The organism is Pseudomonas sp. zfem005 (assembly GCF_032621735.1).
In the GTDB taxonomy this organism is placed as follows: domain Bacteria; phylum Pseudomonadota; class Gammaproteobacteria; order Pseudomonadales; family Pseudomonadaceae; genus Metapseudomonas; species Metapseudomonas solani.
In genome coordinates this window covers 410,138-430,187 of the sequence record NZ_JAVYJE010000001.1, presented here as the reverse complement: position 1 = coordinate 430,187, position 20,050 = coordinate 410,138, and the positions used below count along the sequence as shown (strand labels likewise).

The window sequence follows — 20,050 nt, the reverse complement described above, 5'->3', positions numbered from 1 at the left end:
GCGATGGTGCCGGGGCGGGCGCGCCGCCCCAGGGCGGTCAGTGCATCTCTTCAAGGTCGTCGTGGAGCAGGCCGAGGATCTCGCGCTTCATCTCGATGAAGGCGCGGTCCATCACCATGTCCAGCTCGCGCGGGCGGGGGATGGGCACGTCGAGCTCGCGCTTGATGTGGCCGGGGCGGGCGCCCATGACGTAGATGCGGTCGCCCAGCAGGATGGCTTCGTCTATGTCGTGGGTGACGAACACCACGGTCTTCTTGCTGTGCTCCCACACCCGCAGCAACAGCTTCTGCATCTGCATGCGGGTCTGGCTGTCGAGGGCGCCGAAGGGCTCGTCCATCAGCAGGATCTGCGGGTCGTTGGCCAGTGCGCGGGCGATGGCCACGCGCTGCATCATGCCGCCGGAAAGCTGCTTGGGGTAATGCCCGGCGAAGGGCGCCAGGCCCACTTCGGCCAGGTAGAAGTCGACGATCTCCTGGCGTTCGCCCTTGGGCATGCCCTTGCGCTTGAGGCCGAACTCGATGTTCTCGCGCACGTTGAGCCAGGGGAACAGGGTGTAGCCCTGGAACACCATGCCGCGATCGGCGCCGGGCCCGTCGACCCGCTTGCCGCCGACGTAGATCTCCCCCGAGGTGGGTTCGGCCAGGCCGGCGGTGAGGTACAGCAGGCTCGACTTGCCGCAGCCGGAGGGGCCCACGAGCACGGCGAACTGCTGGTCCGGCACGCTCAGGGAGACGTTCTCCAGCGCGGCGAAGGTCTTGCCGCCCGGGCTCTGGTAGCGCAGGCAGACGTTCTCCACCCGCAGGCGTTCAGTGGGGGTTGCGGCCGCAGCGGGGGCGGCCAGGGTCTGATCGTGCATGGCTGCTACTGCGCCCATGAGGCCACCTTCAGTCGGAGGAGTCGGAACAGTTGATCGGTCACCAGCCCGAGCAGGCCGATGATGGCGATGGCGAGGAAGATCACGTCCACCTGGAAGCCACGCATGGCCTTCAGGCTGATGTAGCCCAGGCCGCTGCTGGCGGCCACCAGCTCGGCCACCACCAGGTAGGTCCAGGCCCAGCCCATGGTCACCCGCAGGGTGTCCAGCACGCCGGGCAGGGAGGCCGGGCCGAGCACATGGAGCACCACGTCGCGGCGGCTCGAACCCAGGGTGTAGGAGGCGTTGATCAGGTCCCGCGAGACGCCCTTGGAAACGTCCGCGATCATCACCAGCTGCTGGAAGAACACGCCGAAGATGATCACCGTCACCCGCTGCTCCAGGCCGATGCCGATCCACAGGATGAACAGCGGCACGAAGGAGGTCACCGGCAGGTAGCGGACGAAGTTCACCAGCGGTTCGAGGAAGGCCTGGACGATGCGGAAGCTGCCCATCAGCAGCCCCAGCGGCACCGCCACCAGGGACGACACCGCGAAGCCGATGAGCACCACCTCGACACTCGCCAGCACGTGCTTGCCGAGGGTGCCGTCGCCGGCCAGCCGCGCAGCCGCCTCCAGCACCGCGCCCGGGGTGGGCAGGAACATCGCCGGCACCACGCCGCCGTAGGAAAGCCCGGCCCAGAGGCCGAGCACCAGCAGCCAGCCGAGGCTGCCCGCACCGAGTATCAGCTTCGCCGGCAGCTCGACCTTGGGGGTCAGGCAGCGGTTCAGCCAGGAGTGTCGAGAAGGCATGGTCGGCTCCCTTACTGGCTGACGAAGCGGGTGTCGACGAGGTCGTCGTAGCTGACCTCGTAGCGCTTGCCCTGCAGGGCACTCCAGGTCTCGTTGGCCAGGCGGATCACGCCCTTGATGTCACCGGGCTTGCCGGGCACGCCAAGCAGCTTCTCGCTCATGGCCTGGTCGTAGAAGCGAACGCCCTTGGCGGCGTTGGCCAGCTCCACCGGGTCGGCCAGGTAGCCGCCGACGCCCTTGGCCATGATCTCGTGGGCCTTCTCGGGGTTGTCCTGGGTGAACTGCACGGCCTTGTACAGGCCCTTGACCAGCGCCTTCACGTCCTCGGGCTGCTTGTCGATCACATCGCAGGACAGCGCCACCACGTCGACGATCACGCCGGGGGTCGTGCTGCTGTCCACCAGCACCTTGCCTTCGCCCTTCTGGCGCACCAGCGACAGGTGCGGCTCCCAGGTCACGGCGGCGGGCACGCGACCGGCGATGAAGGCGGTGGCGGCGTCGTCGGCCGTCATGTTCTGGATATCCAGGTCGGCCATGGTCATGCCGTTGTGCTTGAGCAGGTAGGACAGCCAGAACTGCGAGACCGAGCCCTCGTTCACCGCCACCGACTGGCCCTTGAGGTCCTTCAGGCTGGTGACCTCCTTGCCCACCAGCACGCCGTCGCCGCCGTAGCTTTCGTCCAGCGCGGCGACCGCCTTGAAGCAGAAATCCTTGGAGCGGTACTTGAGCACCTCGTCGATGGTGGAGGCCGAGCCGGACAGCTTCCCGGAGGCCTGGGCCGCCATGTACATCGAGGCCTCCTCGATGGTGGTCAGCTCTAGGTCCAGGCCCAGCTCCTTGAAGTAGCCCAGGTCGCGGGCCAGGTACAGCGTGCCGTAGCCGACCCAGGTGGTATGGCCGATGGACAGGGTGCCCGCCTGGGCGCCGGCGGCGCCGACCGCCAACGCGGTGCAGGTCAGGGGAAGGGTGAAGCGACGTAGCAAGGACTTGATCATGGAACACTCCCGCATTAGTTGTTGGAATTGCTGGGCAGTACGGGCCATTGGCCGAATTCGTTCCGCGCCCCGGGCCTGCGTGGGCTCGGGGTCCTGTTCTGCTGCGGCCCCTTCCATGGGCCCTGTGTCGTTGGGTGCATCTGATGCGGCGCATCGCCGTGGAGCGGGACCGGGCAATCGCGGCGCCGGCCTCGAGGGCCGCCACCTACGCTGTACTCGGTCGTAGGGTGGGCTTCAGCCCACCGTTTCCTCCTGCACCGGGGCCTGGAGATGGCCCCGGTTTATCTAGCCGTTTGGAAGGACGGGGCACGGCTGTGGCTCCGTCGCGGGTCAATGCATCGCTGGTGGGCTGAAGCCCACCCTACGGTGCTGAAGCCCACCCCTACAGTTCTTGTTCAGCCGCGGCCGATCTCCTGGGCCGTGCGCTCCACCGCGCGGCGGGTCTTGTCGATCAGTTCGTCGATGTCCGCGCGGGTCGCCACCAGGGCGGGCGCCATGATCATCCGGCCCAGGGTGGAGCGGATGATCACGCCCTCCTCGAAGCCGAGGGTGCGGCAACGCCAGGCGATGTCGTTCTCGTTGTCGAAGCGCTTGCGCGTGGCCTTGTCCTCGACGAACTGCAGGGCCGCCACCAGGCCGGTGCCCTGGATCTCGCCGATCAGCGGGTGCTTGCCGAACACCTCGCGCAGGCATTGCTGCAGGTAGGGGCCGGTGTCGTTCTTCACCTGGGTGACCACACCCTCGTCGCGCAGCGCCTTGAGGTTGGCGATGGCCACGGCGGCGGCCACCGGGTGCCCGGAGTAGGTCAGGCCGTGGGCGAACACGCCGCCCTGTTCCACCAGCACCTCGGCGATGCGCTTGCCCAGCACCAGGCCACCCATGGGGATGTAACCGGAGGTCAGGCCCTTGGCGATGGACAGGGTGTCGGGCTGGAAGCCGAAGTGCTGGTGGGCGAACCATTCGCCGGTGCGGCCGAAGCCACCGATCACCTCGTCCGCGCACAGCAGCACGTCGTACTGGCGGCAGATGCGCTGGATCTCCGGCCAGTAGCTCTCCGGCGGGAAGATCATCCCGCCCGCGCCCTGGAAGGGCTCGGCGATGAAGCCGGCGACATTGTCGGCACCCAGTTCGAGGATCTTCTCCTCCAGCTGGCGGGCGCAGCGCAGGCCGAACTCCGCCGGGGTCAGGTCGCCGCCCTGGGCGAACCAGTAGGGCTCGTCGATGTGGGCGACGTCGGGGATCAGCCCGCCCATCTCGTGCATGAACTTCATCCCGCCCAGGGCGGTGGCTGCCAGGGTGGAGCCGTGGTAGCCGTTCCAGCGGCCGATCATCACCTTCTTCTGCGGCTTGCCGAGGATCTGCCAGTAGCGGCGCACGGTGCGGATCAGCACCTCGTTGGCCTCGGAACCGGAGTTGGTGTAGATGGCGTGGCTGTAGTGGGCCGGCAGCAGGCTGAAGAGCAGCTCGGAGAGCTCCACCACCGCCGGGTGGGTGGTGTGGAAGAACATGTTGTAGTACGGCAGCTGCTCCAGCTGGGCGCTGGCGGCGGCGGCCAGGTCCTTGCGGCCGTAGCCCAGGTTGGTGCACCACAGGCCGGACATGCCGTCGAGGTAGCGCTTGCCGTCGTTGTCCCACAGGTGCAGGCCTTCGCCACGGACCATCACGCGCGGGCCTTCGGCGTTCAGCGCCTTCTGGTCGAGGAAGGCGTGGATGTGGTGCGCGGCATCGGCTGCCTGGTAGTCCTCGGTGCTGCGCTGCGGGGTGATGGGAGCGGTCATGGTCTTCTCCTGCTCGTCAAAGGGGTTCGGGGGAAAGGGCGGCGCGGATGACCGGCGCCGGCTCGGAAGGGGTCAGCGGCTCGGGCACGAACAGCGGCTTGCGCATCACCCGCTTGATCCAGGCGATGGCGATCACCGAGATCAGGCCGAGCACCACGCCGGCGGTGCCGAAGATCCTCGCGGTCATCTCCGGGGCCGGGGAGACGTGGTAGATGGCAAAGAGCATGCCGACGATGCCGAGCACCTGGGGCCAGGGGTAGAAGGGCGAGCGGAACGGCCGGGCCATGTGCGGGTAGCGGCGGCGCAGGGCGATCACGTCGACGTGCACGATGATGTAGGCCAGCAGCCAGGCCAGCGCGGCGGCCAGCAGCAACAGGCTGATGGAGTCCGGGTCCTGGCCCAGCAGGAGGATCGGCAGGCCGGTGATGCCGGCGATGAACAGCACTGCCACCCAGGGCGTGCGGGTGCGTTGGCTGAGGCGCTTGAACTGCGGGAAGGCCTGGCCGTTCTGGGCCATGCCGTAGAGCATGCGCGGCAGGGCGGCGAGGGAGGAGTTCACCGTGCTGCAGGTGGCGGTCACCGCAGCGGCCACCAGGAACAGCTTGCCGGCCTCGCCGAATACGGTGGTGGCGAAGAGGAAGTGTGGCAGCGGGTCGGCGGCCAGTTGCTCGCGGGGGATGCACAGCAGCGCGCCCAGGCAGTAGAGGATGATGATGCCGAAGATCAGGGTCAGGCCGATGATCATTGAGCGCGGGATGTTGCGCTCCGGCCGGCGGGTTTCCTCCACCAGCGGGCAGACGAACTCGGCGCCGACGAAGCCCCAGATGGCCATGGCCGCCAGGGTCAGCGCGCCGGCTTCCAGCGGGTTCCAGCCCTGGTCCAGGGGCGTGGCCAGGGTGGCCATGTCGCTGCTGATGGCGCCCATGCCGAGGGCCAGCAGGGTCACCACCATCACCAGGGCCAGGGCGCTCTGCAGGCGGGCGAAGACGTCGATGCCCAGCAGGTTGAAGACGGTGAACAGGGCGAGCACGCCATAGGCCACCAGCATCGGCGGCAGCGCGCCGGGGTAGACCTTGCCGATGATCAGGTCGAGGAGCAGCAGCTCCGCCGAGAGGGCGAACATGGCCACCACCATGTAGCCGGAGAAGGTGGCGAGGATGGCCGGGAAGTGGCCGATGGCGACCTCGGTGTAGCTGCTCAGGCTGCCGGCGCGGGGGATCATCAGCGACAGTTCGGAGAACGACAGGGCATAGGTCAGCGCCAGCAGGTAGGCGATGCCCAGGGGAATGATGAAGCCCAGCCCGGCCAGGCCGGCCCCTTGCAGCATCAGCACCATCACGCCCTGGGACACCACCAGGCCGACGGCCACCGCCACCAGCGGGCCCAGCCCGAGAACGCGGCGCAGGCCGCTGGTTTGTCCCGTGGCAGGGATGGAAACACTCGCACTCATGACGCTCTCCCGATCTTCTTGTTATCCGCCGACGGCTCAGGGGCCGCCGGCTGGTGTGACGGGGTGCACCCGTCGTTCAGCCCCGCCCGCGCCCAGCTTTCCCGGCGCGGACGGAACCATGGCTCAGCGCGCCGCCCAGGCGTTGAAGCGTTCCTCCAGCTCCTCGCCGTGGTTGACCCAGAATTCCGCATCCACCAACTGGGCTTCGGCCAGGTTCGCCGGCGCGGTGGGCAGTTGCGCCTGGGTGGCGGCGGGCAGCTGCGCCAGGGCGTCCTTGTGCACCGGGCCGTAGGGGATCTGGCTGGAGAAGCTCTTTTGCGTCTCGGCCTGGCTGGCGAAGGCGATGAAGCGCTCGGCCAGGGCCTTGTTCGGGCTGCCACGGACGATGGCCCAGTGGTCCGGGTCGTAGAGGTTGCCGTTCCACACGATGGCGAGCTTGGAGCCCTCCTTCTGCGCGGCGGCGATGCGGCCGTTGTAGGCGGCGGACATCACCACGTCGCCGGCCGCCAGCCATTGCGGCGGCTGGGCGCCGGCCTCCCACCACTGGATGTTCGGCTTGATCTGGTCGAGCTTGGCGAAGGCGCGGCTGACGCCTTCCGGGGTCGCCAGCAGGGTGTAGAGGTCCTCGCGCTTCACCCCATCGGCCAGCAGCGCGGCTTCCAGGGTGTACTTGGCGCCCTTGCGCAGGCCGCGCTTGCCGGGGAAGCGCTGCACGTCCCAGAAGTCGGCCCAAGAGGTGGGCGCCGCCGCCAGCTTGCCGGCGTCGTAGGCCAGCACCATGGACCACACGTAGCTGGCCACGCCGCACTCGCTGAGGGTGCCGGGGATGAAGTGCGCGGCATCGCCGAGCAGGGCCGGGTCGATGGGTTCGAACAGGCCTTCCTCGCAACCGCGCAGCAGTTCGGGGCTTTCCACTTCCACCAGGTCCCAGCTGACCTGGCCGATGTCGACCATGGCCTTCACCTTGGACAGCTCGCCGTTGTATTCGCCGGCCACCACCTTGGCCGCACCGCTCTGTTCGAAGGGGCGGAAATAGGCGGCATCCTGGCCGGCCTTGGTGGCGCCGCCGAAGGAGATCACGGTGAGCGTCCCGGGCTGGGCCTGGGCCGCGCCGACCGTGGTCAGCAGGGCGAGGCCGAGGGTGGCGGGCAGGGTGGTACGCAAGGATCTGGACATGAGAACTCCCTCACTACTTTTCAGTTGTGTTCAGTTGTCGAGGCAGTTGTGGCCTTGGGGCCGGGTATCCGCGCGTGCACGGGCGCGGATGGTTTTCTTGTCATGGCGGCCGCGCGGCGAGGCGCGGCCGGGTCGTCATCGCGACCTCAGCGCAGCTGGAACCAGGTGGTCTTCAGCTGGCTGTACTTGTCGAAGGAATGCAGCGAGAGGTCGCGGCCGAAGCCGGATTGCCTGCCGCCGCCGAAGGGCACGGTGACGTCCAGCGCGTCCACGGTGTTCACCGATACGGTGCCCGCCTTGAGCGCGCGGGCGACGCGGTGGGCGCGGCGCAGGTCGTCGCTCCACAGCGAGGCGGCCAGGCCGTAGACGCTGTCGTTGGCCAGGGCGATGGCCTCCTCCTCGGTGTCGAAGGCGCTGATGGCCAGCACCGGGCCGAAGACTTCCTCGCGGGCCAGGGTCATGTCGCCGCGCACGTTGGCGAACAGGGTGGGCTCGACGAAGTTGCTCGAACCGTTGAAGGTCAGGCGCCGGCCACCGGCCAGCAGGCGTGCGCCCTCGCCCTGGGCGCCTTCGATGAAGCCCATGACACGGCCGGTCTGCGCGGCGTCGACGATGGCGCCGGCGCGGCTGGCGGGGTCCAGCGGGTCGCCGGGCATCCAGTCGCGGGCCTTGGCCAGCAGGCGTTCGATGAATTCGTCCTGGATGGAGCGCTGCACGTAGAGGCGCGAGTTGGCGGAGCACACCTCGCCCTGGTTGAAGAAGATGCCGAAGGCGGCCTTCTCGGCGGCGAGGTCGAGGTCGCGGCAATCCTCGAACACCAGGTTCGGGCTCTTGCCGCCGCACTCCAGCCACACCTGCTTGAGGTTGGACTGGGCCGAATAGCCCATGAAGTACTTGCCCACCTGGGTGGAGCCGGTGAACACCAGGCAGTCCACGTCCGGGTGCAGGCCGAGGGCCTTGCCGGCGCTTTCGCCCAGGCCCGGCACCACGTTGAGCACGCCCTCGGGGATGCCGGCCTCCAGGGCCAGCTCGCCCAGGCGCAGGGCGGAGAAGGGCGACTGCTCGGCGGGCTTGAGCACCACGCTGTTGCCGGCGGCCAGGGCCGGGGCCAGCTTCCAGGCGGCCATGTCGAGGGGGAAGTTCCAGGGCACCACGGCGGCGACCACGCCCAGCGCTTCGCGGGTGATGGTGGCCAGGCTGCCGGGGGCGGTGGGCGCCACCTGGTCGTAGAGCTTGTCCAGCGCCTCGCCGTACCAGGCGAAGACGTTGGCGGCGCCGGGCACGTCGATGGTGTAGGCGTCCATCACCGGCTTGCCCATGTCGAGGGAGTCCAGCAGGGCCAGCTCCTCGCGGTGGGCCATCATCAGCTCGGCGAGGCGCAGCAGCACCTTCTTGCGCTCCACCGGCGCCATGCGTGCCCAGGGGCCCTGGTCGAAGGCGCGGCGCGCGCTGCGCACGGCCAGGTCCACCTCGGCCTCGCCGCAGGCGGCGACGCGGGCCAGCAGCTGGTTGGTCGCGGGGTTGATGGAGTCGAAGGTGGCACCGGATGCGGCCGAGACCTGATGGCCGCCGATCAGTGCCTTGTCGATGAATGCCTGCCGGGCAGCTCGCTGCTGCCAGTAATCGAGATCGAACACGCTGCACTCCCACTCGACCGTCTTCGCGGTCTGGTTGTTATTCGTGACTGGGCTTGATGGTGCGACAGAGTTCGGCTTAGGAAAATTATTAAAAATATGCTCGCTGGATAAGAAAAAGCTCGGTAGCGGAAGCACGCATGCAGCGCCCTCCCGCCCTTGGCTCCAGCCTGGGGCTGCGGGCCTGCAGGGTGCGCCATAGGGGTGCGAAAACCCCGGAAAAAAGGGCGCCCGTAGGGGCGAATTCATTGGCTCTGTCTGCGTTAAGTGTTGCTAGAGGATTTGAGCCCAACTGATTGCCGAGCTCTGGTGATGTTTCTGGTTTCGCCCTCCCGGGCGAGTCTCTTTTGGCAGTCGCCCCAAAAGAAACCAAAAGGGCTTGCCCCATCATCCGGCCCCGGCTTCGCCGGGGTTCCCTCACTCCATCGTTGCTCTGGGGGCAGGTGCGCACGGGCTTTCGTAGGATGGTGTAGAGCGAAGCGAAACCCATGCGGTGGAGGTAGCGCAAACCCTCGGGCGCCCGAAAAGGGCCGTGCTTGAGCGCCTGCGTTAAAATCACAACAGCTAACGCAGACAGAGCCAATTCATTCGCCCGCAGCCACAGGCTGCCCTGTGGGAGGGGACTCATTGGCTATGTCGGCGATAAGTGCTGCTAGAAGGCTTTAAGCCCAGTTGATTGCCGAGCTTTGCTGGTGCTTCTGGTTTCGCCCACCCGGGCGAGTCCCTTTTAACAATCGTCGGAATGCCGAACCACTTAAAAGGAACCAAAAGGGCTTGCCCCATCATCCGGCCCGACTGCGTCGGGTGCCCTCACTCCATCGTCGCTCCAGGGGCCGGCGCGAAGGGCCATCCATGGCCAGTCGCGCCTCTCGTGGCATCCATGCCACTCGTCCCCCTGCGCAACGACTGCGTTCGGCCTCCTGGAGGGGCGTTGGCGGCTGCTCCAACTTTCTTCGCCCAGCGCGTCACGACGTGGTGCGCACGGCTTTTCGTAGGGTGGGTAGAGCGGAGCGAAACCCACGCGGTGGAGGTGGCTGATTCATTCGCCCGCAACCTACAGGCTGCACTGTGGGAGCGGATTCATCCGCGATGGGCTCGCCGGTGGGCTGAAGCGGAGCGCCGCCCGGCCCACCCTACGGTTGCGGGTGCGTGAAAGTTGGATCAGCCCGGGTTCTCCAGGTAGTCGGCCAGGCGCAGGAGCATGGCGTCGCAGGCGTGGAGCTGTTCGAGGCTGATGAATTCGTCGGGCTTGTGCCCCTGGTCCATGCTGCCGGGCCCGCAGACCACGGTGGGGATGCCGGCCTGGTCGAACAGCCCGCCCTCGGTGCCGAAGGCGACGGTGCCGAACGCGCTGGAGCCGGCGATCCGCGCCAGCAGCCGCGCGGCGTCGCTGTCGGGCGGGGTGGCGAGGCCGGGGTAGGCGCTCAGGGGCTGCAGCTGGATGCCGGTATCGGCCTGCACCGCCTGCATCTGCGGCAGCAGCTCGCCTTCGGCGTAGCGCTGCAGCTCGTCCGCCACCTGCTGGGCATCGAAGCCGGGCAGGGCGCGCACCTCGAAGTCGAACTCGCATTCCGCCGGGACGATGTTCAGCGCCCGGCCGCCCTTGATCACCCCGGTCTGCACCGTGGAGAAGGGTGGGTCGAAGCGCGGGTCATGGTGCTCGACATGGGCCAGGCGCGTGCCGATATCGCCCAGCTTGCCGATCAGTCGCGCGGCGTATTCGATGGCGTTGACCCCATAGGGCGCGTAGGCGGAATGGCAGGCGGCGCCGCGCACCTGGCAGCGCATGGCCAGCTTGCCCTTGTGGCCGAGCACCGGCTTGAGCTCGGTGGGCTCGCCGATCAGGCACAGCAGCGGCTTGTGCGGGCGCTTTTCCAGCTCCGCGAGCATGGGGCGCACGCCGAGGCAGCCGATCTCCTCGTCATAGGAGAAGGCCAGGTGCAGCGGCAGCTTCAACGGGCGTTCGAGGAAGCGCGGCACCGCTGCCAGTACCGAGGCGATGAAGCCCTTCATGTCGGCGGTGCCGCGCCCGTACAGGCGGCCGTCGCGCTCGCTGAGGCGGAACGGCTCCACCGTCCAGGCCTGGCCGTCCACCGGCACCACGTCGGTGTGGCCGGACAGCACCACGCCGCCCCGGTCGCGGGGACCGAGGGTGGCGAAGAGGTTGGCCTTGGTGCCTTCGGGGTTGTGGAACAGTTCGCTCTCCACCCCGTGCGCGGCCAGGTAGTCGCGGATGAAGGCGATCAGCTCCAGGTTGGAGTCCCGGCTGACGGTGGCGAAGCCGATCAGCCGCTCCAGCAGGTCGCGGCTGTTCGTCTCATTCATCGCCGGGCACCCCGTAGCTGGGCGCTGCGGTGGGGTCCAGGGCGCGGGTCACGTAGTCCTGCATCTGCGGGCGGTAGGCCTGCCAGAGGCCGTCGAGCTGGCCGATGGGGTCTTCGTCGGCCCAGTCCACGCGCAGGTCGACGATGGGCCAGGTGAGGTCGTCCACCACCTTGAGCGCCGCCGAGTGCACCGGCCCGGCTTCGCCACCGGCGGCCATCGCCGCGTGCATGGCCGCCAGCAGGCGTTCGGCGAGCAGGCCCGGGGTCTGCTCGAAGGCATGGACCATGGCGTCGATCACCTCGGTGCCGGAGAGCAGGTTGCCGGCCGCCACGCACTGTTCGCCGGCCACGGCGTTGTGCAGGCCGAGGGCCTCCTTGCCGCTGAACAGGGCGGTGCGCCCGGCGCCGTCGATCACCGTCACCTGGCGGTACTGGCTCCAGCCATTGCTCCCGAGCGCCTTGCTCAGGGCTGCCTGCGGTTCCAGGTGCTGGTGCTCCAGCAGGTCGAGAATCTGCGGGCCCAGGGCCGGCAGGGTGATGTTTTGGGTGGCCACGGCGCCGACGCCGGCGCGCACCCAGGGACAGCGGGCGCCGACGGCGATGCTGGAGGAGCTGATGGCGATGCCCAGCTGCCCGGTTTCCGCGCAGCGGCCAACGATGGAGAAGGTCATGGTTCGCTCCTCAGCCCTTGGGCTGCCAGTCGTCCGGGATCACCGCGATCACATCGATCTCCATCAGCCACTGGGGCTGGCCCAGGGCCGAGACCACCAGGCCGGTGGAGATGGGGAACACGCCCTTCAGCCATTTGCCCACTTCCTGGTACACCGGCTCGCGGTAGCGCGGGTCGATCAGGTAGGTGGTGGTCTTGACGATGTGCGAGAGGTCGCTGCCGGCTTCCTCCAGCAGCTGCTTGAGGTTCTTCATGGCCTGCTCGGTCTGCGCGCGCGGGTCGCCCAGGCCCACCAGGTTGCCCTCGAAGTCGGTGCCGACCTGGCCGCGCACGTACACGGTATTGCCGGCACGCACGGCCTGGCAGAGGTCGTTGTCCAGGGTCTGGTTGGGGTAGGTGTCCTTGGTGTTGAACATGCGGATGCGGGTATGGGTGGGCATCAGCTGACTCCCATGATGCTGGCTTTAGGGGTTTGCGGCTCGCGGTAGCCGTCCTGGCTGCTGCCGTTGAGGCTGGCATCTGCCTGGCGCTGCGAGGCGTCGCGGTATTCGAGGTACTTGCGTTGCGTGGCGATGTGGCCGGCGATGTGCTTGGCGTCGTGCCACACGCCCCAGATGAAGGTGGAGCCCCGGCGCGACAGCCAGGGCAGGCCGAGGAAGTACACGCCCGGTTCGCTGGAGACGCCGCGCTGGTGCTTGGGCTTGCCCTTGTCGTCGAAGGCGTTCACCTGCAGCCAGCTGAAGTCCACGGCGTAGCCGGTGGCCCAGATGATCGAGGTGATGCCGGCCTCGGCCAGGTCCAGTTCGAGGATCGGCCGGGTGATGCATTCCGGGTCCGGCAGCGTGCGCCGCGCCTCCGGCTCTTCCGGCAGGTCGAGGCCGTTGCGGGCGATGTAGGCGTCGGCGGCGTCCAGCAGCGACAGGTAGTTCTCGTCGCCCCGGGCGATGTTCTCCGCCAGGTCCGCCTGGAAGCGCACCTTGCCGCCCGCGAACGACTGGGTCAGGCCGACCAGGGTGATGCCTTGTTGGGCCAGGGCGCGGAAGTCCACGGTGTGGCCGCCGCGGGCACCGCTGACGGCGATGGTGACGTGCTCGCGACCCGGCTGCGCGGCTTCCGCGTCCCACAGGCCGAGCACCCCCAGCCACCAGCAGAAGTCACGGTTGCGGTAGGAGCGCGGCGGGCGGTCGTGGGCGCCCACCGAGAGGTAGACCTGGCGCCCGGCGCGCTGCAGCTCGTCGGCGATCTGCACGCCGGAGGAGCCGGCGCCCACCACCAGCACGGCGCCGGCGGGCAGCTGTTGCGGGTTGTAGTAGGCGGCCGAGTGGATCTGCTGGATGCTGCCTTCCGCCGGTGCGATGGCGGGGATCACCGGGCGCTGGAAGGGGCCGGTGGCGGAGACCACGCGGTTGGCCTGGATCACGCCGATGGAGGTCTCGACGGTGAAGCCGGGGCGGTCGGGGTTGCGCACCACCTTCTTCACCTCGACGCCGGTGCGGATCGGCGCGTTGATCTGCTGGGCATAGGCGACGAAGTAGTCCGCCACCTGCTCCTTGCCGGGGAAGTCGTCCGGGCCGACGTCGAATTCGCGCCCCGGGAAGCGGTCGTGCCAGGCCGGGCCGTTGGCCACCAGGGAATCCCAGCGGCCCGTGCGCCAGGCTTCGGCGATGCGCTTGCGCTCCAGCACCAGGTGCGGCACGCCGAGCTTGCCCAGGTGTTCGCTCATGGCCACGCCGGCCTGGCCCGCGCCAACCACGAGCGTATCGATTTCTATGGTTTCAACTGTCATGTCTCTGTCCTTCTGCAGGCGATTCGCGGTTGTCGGGGCGGTGCTGCGTGCACGCTGTTCAGTGCCGGAAGCGGGTTCGACGGTGACGCGGGCCGGGGGCGGGAGGAGCGACGGGGCGCGGGTGGGGCATGCTGCACGTCCTCGTCGACCGTCTGCGCGGTCCAGGCTTTGTGAGTCGAGTGCAGTGGATGGTGCGATAGAGCGGTGCCGAGGAAAATTATTAAAAATATGCTCGCTGGATAAGAAAAAGCTCGGCAGGGCAGACCCTTCCGCAGCGGCGCCTGGGGTATGTTTCACCGAGGGATTGCTCCCACCCATAAGAACCAGCCGCACGGCCATGACCGAGGCGGCGAGCGACATGCCGAGGTGCCCCGTGGCGAACTACACCCTGCGACAACTCAAGTACTTCGTGACGACGGTGGAGTGCGGCAGCGTGGCCGAGGCCTCGCGCAAGCTGTACATCGCGCAGCCGTCCATCTCCACCGCCATCAAGGGGCTGGAGGAAAGCTTCGGCGTGCAGCTGTTCATCCGCCACCACGCCCAGGGCGTGTCGCTGACCCCCAGCGGCTCGCGCTTCTACCGCAAGGCCCAGGACCTGCTGCGCATGGCCTGGGAGTTCGAGCAGAACGCCCTGGCAGTGAACGACGTGGTGGCCGGACAGATCGACATCGGCTGCTTCGAGACGGTGGCGCCGCTGTACCTGCCGGGGCTGATCGCGGGCTTCCGCGAGCGCTACCCGGGGGTGGAGATCCGCATCGGCGACGGCGAGCAGCAGGAGCTGGTGCAGGGGCTCACCGCCGGGCGCTTCGACCTGGCGATCCTCTACCAGCACGAGCTGGACGCCACCATCGAGACCGACCCGCTGATGCCGCCGCAGCGGCCCTATGCGCTGCTGCCGGAGAACCACCGCTTCGCCCGCCAGGCCGAGGTTTCCCTGCGTGACCTGGTGCTGGAGCCGATGATCCTGCTGGACGTGCAGCCGAGCCGGACCTACTTCGTCAGCCTCTTCGAGGAGCTCGGCCTGACCCCGAATATCGGCTTCAGCTCGCCCTCCATCGAGATGGTGCGCGGCATGGTCGGCCAGGGCTTCGGCTTCTCGGTGCTGGTCACCCGGCCCCATTCCGAATGCACCTACGACGGCAAGAAGGTGGTGATGGTGGACATCGCCGAAGCCGTGACCGGCTCCGGCCTGGTGGCCGCCTGGCTCAAGCGCGCCCAGCTGACCAAGCCGGCGCAGATGTTCGTCGACTACTGCAAGGAACACCTGCCCGGCGGCAGCGCGCCGGTGCCCGCCCCGGATTGACGGCCGGGCGTACTCCGCATTGATGGGTTTCGTACCTCTACCCATCCTACGTGGAGCTTCGTCCCAGCCAGTTCGTAGGATGGGAAGAGCGGAGCGAATCCCATGCGGTTACGAGGCACCCGGCATGAGGTGAGCTTGGGAGCGAATTCATTCGCGAAAGCGGCCCGCAGGGCCGCCCGTCACGCCTCAACCCGCCCCGCATCCTCCAGCAACGCCTTCAACCGCTCGCCGTCCAGCGCCGGGCAGATGCCTTGCGGCTTCTGCATCACCGCATCCTCGGCGGCGAGCATGGCGTTGAGGATGGCCTCGTCGGTGCTTTCCACAGCCGCCAGGTAGAGGGCGTCGATGTGCTCGTCGTTGAGGCATTCCAGGCTGAAGCGCCCACCGGGGGTGAGCTGGGGCAGGGCGCGCGGGTTGGCGACGCTGAAGGCGAGGAAGATGTCCCCCGAGTTGTTGCCCCCCGGGGTGCCGCCAAGGCCGACGCCGAGGCCGGCGCGCTGGGCCAGGCGGCGCAGCTGGTGGGGCAGCAGCGGGGCATCGGTGGCGAGCACGACGATGATCGAGCCGCGCTCGCGGTCCAGCCCCCGGGGCTGCTCGCCCAGGGCCTTGCCCACCGGCACGCCGAGCACCTTGAGCCAGTCGCGCTGGCCGTGGTTGGCCTGCACCAGGGCGCCCAGGGTGTAGGCCTGGCCGTCGATCTCCAGCACCCGCGAGGCGGTGCCGGTGCCGCCCTTGAAGCCGTAGCAGATCATGCCGTTGCCGCCGCCGACGTTGCCTTCGGCGATGGCGCCGTCGCGGGCGTCGGCCAGGGCGGCCAGGGCATCGGCCTCGGTGACGTGCTGGCCGTTGATGTCGTTGATCACCCCGTCGTAGGTCTCGGCCACCACCGGCATCGCCCACAGGTGGCTGGCATCCCAGGCCTGCGCGTAGTGGTCGATGGTCCAGCGCGTGGCGGCGTGGTGGACGATGCCGACGCTGTGGGAGTTGGTGATGCACACCGGGCCGACGAAGTAGCCGCCGTGCTCGATCCAGTGGGTGCCGGTCATCTCGCCGTTGCCGTTGAGGGCGTGGAAGCCGGCCCACACCGGCTGCGGCTCGGGCTCCAGGCCACGGGGGAGGATGGCGGTGACCCCGGTCTTGATGGGTTTGCCGTTGGCGGCGACGCCGTCGAGGGTGCGGTAGCCGACGCGCACGCCGGGTACGTCGGTGATGGCGTTGTTGGGGCCGGGCCGGCCGGGGACGGCCAGCCCGAGTTCACGGGCGCGTGGTTTAGCCATGGGCATTCTCGGCAGGGGAAGTGGCGGGCTTGCGGTTGCGCAGGTAGAGCCCGAGGGAAGCGATGACCAGCGAGGCGATCAGCAGCAGGGTGGCGATGGCGTTGATCTCGGGCTTGATGCCGCGGCGGATCATTCCGTAGATGAAGACCGGCAAGGTGGTGGAGTCGACCCCGGAGATGAAGTAGGTGATCACCAGGTCGTCCATCGAGATGATGAAGGCCAGCAGCGCACCGCCGAGCACGCCGGGAAGGATCTGCGGCAGGGTGATGCGGCGGAAGGTGGTCCAGGGCGAGGCGCCGAGGTCGGCCGAGGCTTCTTCCAGGCGCGTGTCCATCCCCGCCAGGCGGGCGCTGACGATGAGGAACACGTAGCTGATGAGGAAGGTGCAGTGGCCGATGATGATCGACGTCTTGCCCAGGGGGATGCCGCTGTTGACGAAGAAGATCAGCAGGGCGATGCCGAGGACGATGTCCGGCATCAGCATCGGCAGGAACAGCAGCACCCGGTAGAAGCCCTGCAGGCGGAAGCGGTAGCGCGCCAGGGCGAGGGCGGTGAGGGTGCCGACCAGGGTGGAGATCACCGTGGTGCTCAGGGCCACCGTGAGGCTGGTGCGCAGGGCGGCCACCAGTTGGTCGGTGGATTCCACGTAGAGCGCGTTCTCGTTCAGCGAGCTGGAGAAGCCGAACAGGGTGCGGTACCAGTCCAGGCTGGCGCCGCTCCAGATCATCATGTTCACCGGGTTGGCGTTGAACGAGTAGGCGACGATCAGGGCGATGGGCAGGTACAGGAAGGCGAAGAAGGCCAGGCTGTAGCCGCCGAGCAGGCCGCGCCCCAGGCGGGCGATGAGGGCATTCATACCAGACCCTCCCTGCCCTGGGCGCGTGACTGCCAGCGCACGTGGAGCAGCAGGAACACCAGCATCGCGGCCATGATCAGCATCGCCAGGGCGGCGCCGAAGGGCCAGTTGCGCGCGGCGAGGAACTGCTGCTCCACCAGGTTGCCGATCATCACCACCCGCGCGCCGCCCAGCAGCGAGGGCACGATGAAGTTACCCAGGCTGGGGATGAAGACGATGATCGAGCCGGCGGCGATGCCCGGCAGGGTCAGCGGGAAGACGATGCGCCAGAAGCTCTGCCAGCGGCTGGCGCCGAGGTCGGCGGAGGCTTCCAGGAGCTTGCGGTCGAGCTTCTCCACGCTGGCGTAGATGGGCATGAACATGAAGGGAATGAAGATGTAGGTCATGCCGATCAGCACGGCGGTTTCGCTGTAGATCAGGTTCAGCGGCTGGTCGGCCAGGCCCAGGGCCTGCAGTGCCAGGTTGAGGAAGCCGGTGGGGCGCAGGATCAGCACCCAGGCGTAGAGCCGCACGATCAGGCTGGTGAAGAACGGCAGGGTGATGAGGAAGAGGAAGAAGTTGCGTCGGCGCTCCGGCTGCCGCGCCACCCAGAAGGCCGCCGGGTAGCAGACCGCGAGGGTCAGCACGACGGTCATCGCCGCCAGCTTGAACGAGCGCAGCAGGATCTCCAGGTAGACGATGTCGAACTCTTCGTTGCTGCCGTCGGCCCAGCCGAGGATGCGGCCGAAGTTGTCCGGGTAGAAGGACCATTCCACGCCGCCGTACATGCCCGGTTCCAGCAGGCTGTAGAGCGCCATGATGGCCATGGGCACGAAGAAGAAGCCGACGATCACCAGGGTCGCCGGGCTGAGCAGGCCGACCAGGCGCAGGCGCGTGCGGGCCGCGAGGGAAAGCGAAGTCATGGGCGGTTCTCCTAGGCCAGCAGCAGGTGCGGGGCGTCGGTGGCGTACCACAGCTGCACCCGGGCACCGGCTTCGAGCGTGCCCATCAGCTCCCGCGAGGGTGCGCGCAGCACTGCCTTCACCGGGCTGCCGTGCTGGGTGCGCACGCTGAGTTCGAAGTCCTTGCCGATGAACACCTGTTGCAGCACGCGGCCTTCGAGGCAGGCGTGGCGCGCCGGGTCGCCCGGGCAGGCGAGGTGGAACTGCTCGGGGCGCAGCATGGCCTGGAGCTTCTGCCCCGGCGCCAGGTCGGCGCGGCGCAGGCGCAGGGTGTCGCCCTGGGCGGTAAGGAATTCCACGGCGTCGCCGTGGTGGCGGGTGACGCTGCCGTCGAACAGGTTGCTCTCGCCGATGAAGCCGGCGACGAAGGCGTTGGCCGGGCGGTCGTAGATGTCTTCGGGGCTGCCCAGCTGCTGCACGTGGCCGCCGTTGAGCACGACGATGCGGTCGGACATGGTCAGCGCTTCTTCCTGGTCGTGGGTGACGAAGACGAAGGCGATGCCCAGCTCGCTCTGCAGGTTCTTCAGCTCGCGCTGCATGCTCTGGCGCAACTGGCGGTCGAGGGCCGAGAGCGGCTCGTCGAGCAGCAGCAGGGCCGGCTTGTTGACGATGGCGCGGGCCAGGGCGATGCGCTGCTGCTGGCCACCGGAGAGCTGGCCGGGCTTGCGCTTCTCCAGCCCGGCCATGCCCACCAGCTCCAGGGCGTCGGCCACCTGGCGGTTGCGCTGGGCCTTGGCGACGCCACGGATGTCCAGCGCGTAGCCGACGTTGTCGCCGACGCTGAGGTGGGGGAACAGGGCGTAGTTCTGGAACACCGTGTGCACCGGGCGCAGGTGCGGGGGCACCTCGTTCATCAGCTGGCCCTGGATGCGCAGCTCGCCACCGTCGAGGGCCTCGAAGCCGCTGATCACCCGCAGCAGGGTGGTCTTGCCGCAGCCGGAGGGGCCCAGCAGGGTGACGAATTCATTGCCGCCGACGCACAGGTCGACGCCATCGAGGGCGCGCACGGCGTGGCCCTCCGGGGCACGGTAATGCTTCACCGCAGCGGTGATCTGGACCACCGGTGCACTGTTGACGATGCAGGTCATGGAGAACTCCGGCGGGTGCTGGCGCACCCGCTCTCTTGCTGGCTCAGTTGGCGGTGCGCACGCGGGTCCAGGCGCGGTCGAATTTCTTCAGGTCCTTGCCCAGGTCATTGAAGATCTGCAGCTTGGCCATGACGTCGGCCGGCGGGTTGACCTGCGGGTTGTCGCGCAGCTCGGCCGGCAGCAGTTTCAGGGCTTCGCGGTTGGGCGTGCCGTTCATCTGCTGCTGGGTGTTGAGGGCGGCGATCTCGGGGGTGAGGAAGAACTCCATGAAGCGCTTGGCGTTGGCCTTGTTCGGCGCGCTCTTGAGTACGCACATGTCTTCCTGGTACATCGTCGCGCCTTCCTTGGGGATGACGTAGGCGAGGTTTTTCGGGTCCTGCTTCACGTACATCATGGCGCCGACGAAGTAGTGTGCGGCGGCCACGTCGCCCGACTGCACCATGGGCACGCTGTCGTAGGTGAAGGCCGAGACCAGCGGCTTGCGCTCCAGCAGCCACTGCTCGGAGACCTTGAGGTCGGCGGCGTCCGTGGTGTTCACCGACTTGCCGTTGACGATCAGGCCGACGCCGAGGGTTTCGCGCATGTCGTCGAGCATGATGACCTTCTTGCCGGACTCGGCCAGGGCGAAGAAATCCGCCCAGGATTCGATCGGCCGATCCACCTTGGTCTTGTTGTAGAAGATGCCGACGGTGCCCCAGGCGTAGGGCAGGCACTGCTCGCCCTTGGGGTCGGACTTGGCGCGGAGGAAGGCCGGGTCGATGTTGGCGAAGGCCGGGCTGGCGCCGATGTCGGTCTTCTCCAGCAGGCCCAGGGCGGACATGGTGTCGTGCATGTGCACCGAGGGGAATACGATGTCGTAGCCGGTGGCACCGGCCTGCAGCTTGGCGAGCATCTCCTCGTTGCTGCCGTAGGTGTCCAGTGAGACCTTGACGCCGGTTTCGGCGGTGAAGCGCTTGAGGACTTCGGGGTTGATGTAGTCACCCCAGTTGTACAGGTGCAGTTCTTCGGCGGCTTGGCTGCTGCCGGCGACCAGCAGCAGGGAGCCTGCGAGCAGGCGGGACGCGAGGCGTCGCAGGGAGTGGCGCGAGGTTGGAGCGGGCATGTTCC

Annotated in this window: 17 protein-coding genes; 1 reads left to right on the top strand and 16 read right to left on the bottom strand. The window is 68.1% G+C overall.

Going from position 1 to position 20,050, the window contains the following annotated elements; translation table 11 throughout:
- Positions 1-37: 37 nt before the first annotated feature.
- The 11 genes from RTW82_RS01955 to RTW82_RS01905 all read right to left on the bottom strand — a co-directional run bounded on the left by RTW82_RS01955 (position 38) and on the right by RTW82_RS01905 (position 13,478).
- Positions 38-874: an ABC transporter ATP-binding protein gene (locus RTW82_RS01955; RefSeq protein ID WP_316924098.1), complete on the bottom strand. Its 837-nt coding sequence runs from the start codon at positions 872-874 to the stop codon at positions 38-40.
- A complete protein-coding gene (locus RTW82_RS01950) occupies positions 862-1,665 on the bottom strand; it encodes an ABC transporter permease (protein WP_021218256.1) in 804 nt (267 codons plus the stop codon). The genes RTW82_RS01955 and RTW82_RS01950 overlap by 13 nt, the downstream gene beginning before the upstream one ends.
- 11 nt (positions 1,666-1,676) lie before the next feature.
- Entirely contained in the window at positions 1,677-2,660 is a 984-nt protein-coding gene (locus tag RTW82_RS01945; RefSeq protein ID WP_021218257.1) for an ABC transporter substrate-binding protein, read from the bottom strand.
- 395 nt (positions 2,661-3,055) lie between these two features.
- Positions 3,056-4,438: an aspartate aminotransferase family protein gene (locus RTW82_RS01940; RefSeq protein WP_316924097.1), complete on the bottom strand. Its 1,383-nt coding sequence runs from the start codon at positions 4,436-4,438 to the stop codon at positions 3,056-3,058.
- Positions 4,439-4,454: 16 nt separating this feature from the next.
- The gene (locus RTW82_RS01935) at positions 4,455-5,888 is read right to left on the bottom strand and encodes an APC family permease (RefSeq protein WP_316924096.1); all 1,434 of its coding nucleotides are present in this window, start codon (positions 5,886-5,888) and stop codon (positions 4,455-4,457) included.
- Between the two features lie 123 nt (positions 5,889-6,011).
- The gene (locus tag RTW82_RS01930; protein ID WP_316924095.1) at positions 6,012-7,064 is read right to left on the bottom strand and encodes an ABC transporter substrate-binding protein; all 1,053 of its coding nucleotides are present in this window, start codon (positions 7,062-7,064) and stop codon (positions 6,012-6,014) included.
- Positions 7,065-7,210: 146 nt separating this feature from the next.
- Positions 7,211-8,701: an aldehyde dehydrogenase gene (locus tag RTW82_RS01925; protein WP_316924094.1), complete on the bottom strand. Its 1,491-nt coding sequence runs from the start codon at positions 8,699-8,701 to the stop codon at positions 7,211-7,213.
- 1,158 nt (positions 8,702-9,859) lie between these two features.
- Complete coding sequence (gene argE, locus RTW82_RS01920; protein ID WP_316924093.1) at positions 9,860-11,023, bottom strand: acetylornithine deacetylase; 1,164 nt, start codon at positions 11,021-11,023, stop codon at positions 9,860-9,862.
- A complete protein-coding gene (locus RTW82_RS01915) occupies positions 11,016-11,693 on the bottom strand; it encodes a DUF1028 domain-containing protein (RefSeq protein ID WP_263400423.1) in 678 nt (225 codons plus the stop codon). The genes argE and RTW82_RS01915 overlap by 8 nt, the downstream gene beginning before the upstream one ends.
- Before the next feature lie 10 nt (positions 11,694-11,703).
- On the bottom strand, positions 11,704-12,132 hold the full coding sequence (locus RTW82_RS01910; RefSeq protein WP_021218265.1) for a RidA family protein: 429 nt from the start codon (positions 12,130-12,132) through the stop codon (positions 11,704-11,706).
- Positions 12,132-13,478, bottom strand: a complete 1,347-nt coding sequence (locus RTW82_RS01905; protein ID WP_316924092.1) for an NAD(P)/FAD-dependent oxidoreductase — start codon at positions 13,476-13,478, stop codon at positions 12,132-12,134. Before RTW82_RS01905 ends, RTW82_RS01910 begins: the two co-directional genes overlap by 1 nt.
- Before the next feature lie 373 nt (positions 13,479-13,851).
- Between RTW82_RS01905 and RTW82_RS01900 the strand changes: the two genes are divergently transcribed.
- The gene (locus RTW82_RS01900) at positions 13,852-14,781 is read left to right on the top strand and encodes a LysR substrate-binding domain-containing protein (RefSeq protein ID WP_316924091.1); all 930 of its coding nucleotides are present in this window, start codon (positions 13,852-13,854) and stop codon (positions 14,779-14,781) included.
- A gap of 179 nt (positions 14,782-14,960) precedes the next feature.
- On the opposite strand, the gene RTW82_RS01895 is transcribed toward RTW82_RS01900, so the two are convergent.
- From RTW82_RS01895 to RTW82_RS01875, 5 genes are read right to left on the bottom strand one after another with little or no spacing between them, the layout of a single operon-like run.
- A complete protein-coding gene (locus tag RTW82_RS01895; protein WP_316924090.1) occupies positions 14,961-16,058 on the bottom strand; it encodes a P1 family peptidase in 1,098 nt (365 codons plus the stop codon).
- On the bottom strand, positions 16,051-16,914 hold the full coding sequence (locus tag RTW82_RS01890; RefSeq protein ID WP_316924089.1) for an ABC transporter permease: 864 nt from the start codon (positions 16,912-16,914) through the stop codon (positions 16,051-16,053). The genes RTW82_RS01895 and RTW82_RS01890 overlap by 8 nt, the downstream gene beginning before the upstream one ends.
- On the bottom strand, positions 16,911-17,816 hold the full coding sequence (locus RTW82_RS01885) for an ABC transporter permease (RefSeq protein WP_316924088.1): 906 nt from the start codon (positions 17,814-17,816) through the stop codon (positions 16,911-16,913). The genes RTW82_RS01890 and RTW82_RS01885 overlap by 4 nt, the downstream gene beginning before the upstream one ends.
- 11 nt (positions 17,817-17,827) lie before the next feature.
- Complete coding sequence (locus tag RTW82_RS01880; RefSeq protein WP_021218271.1) at positions 17,828-18,943, bottom strand: ABC transporter ATP-binding protein; 1,116 nt, start codon at positions 18,941-18,943, stop codon at positions 17,828-17,830.
- Positions 18,944-18,986: 43 nt separating this feature from the next.
- Positions 18,987-20,045: a spermidine/putrescine ABC transporter substrate-binding protein gene (locus RTW82_RS01875; RefSeq protein ID WP_316924087.1), complete on the bottom strand. Its 1,059-nt coding sequence runs from the start codon at positions 20,043-20,045 to the stop codon at positions 18,987-18,989.
- Positions 20,046-20,050: the final 5 nt, after the last annotated feature.

What these genes read in the sequence shown, in the direction of transcription:
- RTW82_RS01930 (WP_316924095.1), bottom strand. Translation starts at nt 7,064, where the DNA reads ATGTCCAGATCCTTGCGTACCACCCTGCCCGCCACCCTCGGCCTCGCC.
- RTW82_RS01935 (WP_316924096.1), bottom strand. Translation starts at nt 5,888, where the DNA reads ATGAGTGCGAGTGTTTCCATCCCTGCCACGGGACAAACCAGCGGCCTG.
- RTW82_RS01905 (WP_316924092.1), bottom strand. Translation starts at nt 13,478, where the DNA reads ATGACAGTTGAAACCATAGAAATCGATACGCTCGTGGTTGGCGCGGGC.
- RTW82_RS01880 (WP_021218271.1), bottom strand. Translation starts at nt 18,943, where the DNA reads ATGACCTGCATCGTCAACAGTGCACCGGTGGTCCAGATCACCGCTGCG.
- RTW82_RS01945 (WP_021218257.1), bottom strand. Translation starts at nt 2,660, where the DNA reads ATGATCAAGTCCTTGCTACGTCGCTTCACCCTTCCCCTGACCTGCACC.
- RTW82_RS01940 (WP_316924097.1), bottom strand. Translation starts at nt 4,438, where the DNA reads ATGACCGCTCCCATCACCCCGCAGCGCAGCACCGAGGACTACCAGGCA.
- RTW82_RS01955 (WP_316924098.1), bottom strand. Translation starts at nt 874, where the DNA reads ATGGGCGCAGTAGCAGCCATGCACGATCAGACCCTGGCCGCCCCCGCT.
- RTW82_RS01890 (WP_316924089.1), bottom strand. Translation starts at nt 16,914, where the DNA reads ATGAATGCCCTCATCGCCCGCCTGGGGCGCGGCCTGCTCGGCGGCTAC.
- RTW82_RS01950 (WP_021218256.1), bottom strand. Translation starts at nt 1,665, where the DNA reads ATGCCTTCTCGACACTCCTGGCTGAACCGCTGCCTGACCCCCAAGGTC.
- RTW82_RS01885 (WP_316924088.1), bottom strand. Translation starts at nt 17,816, where the DNA reads ATGACTTCGCTTTCCCTCGCGGCCCGCACGCGCCTGCGCCTGGTCGGC.
- RTW82_RS01910 (WP_021218265.1), bottom strand. Translation starts at nt 12,132, where the DNA reads ATGCCCACCCATACCCGCATCCGCATGTTCAACACCAAGGACACCTAC.
- RTW82_RS01895 (WP_316924090.1), bottom strand. Translation starts at nt 16,058, where the DNA reads ATGGCTAAACCACGCGCCCGTGAACTCGGGCTGGCCGTCCCCGGCCGG.
- argE (WP_316924093.1), bottom strand. Translation starts at nt 11,023, where the DNA reads ATGAATGAGACGAACAGCCGCGACCTGCTGGAGCGGCTGATCGGCTTC.
- RTW82_RS01915 (WP_263400423.1), bottom strand. Translation starts at nt 11,693, where the DNA reads ATGACCTTCTCCATCGTTGGCCGCTGCGCGGAAACCGGGCAGCTGGGC.
- RTW82_RS01875 (WP_316924087.1), bottom strand. Translation starts at nt 20,045, where the DNA reads ATGCCCGCTCCAACCTCGCGCCACTCCCTGCGACGCCTCGCGTCCCGC.